Annotated in this window: 1 protein-coding gene; it reads left to right on the plus strand. The window is 45.3% G+C overall.

The window, feature by feature from the left end:
• A partial coding sequence (locus tag AB4140_RS19445) for a VCBS domain-containing protein (RefSeq protein WP_372002272.1) occupies positions 1-1,094 on the plus strand: 1,094 nt, incomplete at both ends.

Consider the following 1,094-nt stretch of genomic DNA (forward strand, 5'->3'; position numbering starts at 1 on the left):
GCAGGAACAAGTACCGCACAGTTAACCGAAGATAAAGATGTTCACGGTGGACAACTCCGCGTTGACGGGACGTTAACCGTAACAGATGTAGACAACAATCAAGCGCAGTTCAACGCTGAAAGCCTACAAGGTCAGTTTGGTACTCTATCAATCAATGAGTTAGGTCACTGGACCTACACAGCTGACAATTCTCAGACAGCGATTCAAGGCCTTAAAACAGGTGAGTCAGTTACTGACACCTTAATCGTTCACAGTGTTGATGGCACTGAACAAAAAATCACTGTCACCATCAATGGTACTGACGACAAAGCGGTGATTGCGGGTACTTCAACAGCACAATTAACTGAAGATAAAGATGTTCATCAAGGGCAGCTTCGAGTAGATGGTACCCTCACTGTTACTGATGTGGATAATGGTCAAAATCAATTCCAAGCCACCTCACTACAAGGTCAATTCGGCACTCTATCAATCAATGAATTAGGTCACTGGACCTATACCGCCGATAACTCGCAGCCGAACATTCAAGGCCTTAAAACCGGTGAGTCAGTTACCGATACAGTGTTAGTTCATAGCGTTGACGGCACTGAGCAAAAAATCACTGTGACCATTAACGGTACTGATGATAAAGCCGTTATTGGTGGTACAAGTACCGCACAATTAACCGAAGATAAAGATGTTCACGGTGGACAACTCCGCGTCGATGGCGCCCTCACTGTTACTGATGTGGATAACGGTCAAAATCAATTTCAAGCCACCTCATTACAAGGTCAGTTTGGTACTCTATCAATCAATGAGTTAGGTCACTGGACTTACACCGCTGATAACAGTCAAAATGCTATTCAAAGTCTGAAAACGGGTGAGTCACTTACCGATACAGTGTTAGTTCACTCGGTTGACGGCACTGAACAAAAAATCACTGTCACCATTAACGGCACAGATGATAAAGCGGTGATTGCGGGTACCTCAACCGCCAGTTTAACTGAAGATAAAGGCGTGCATAGTGGGCAGCTTCGCGTCGACGGCGCCCTCACTGTTACTGATGTGGATAACGGTCAAAATCAATTCCAAGCCACCTCACTACAAGGTCAGTTTGG

This window comes from Shewanella sp. 10N.286.51.B2 (assembly GCF_041469265.1).
Lineage (GTDB): Bacteria > Pseudomonadota > Gammaproteobacteria > Enterobacterales > Shewanellaceae > Shewanella.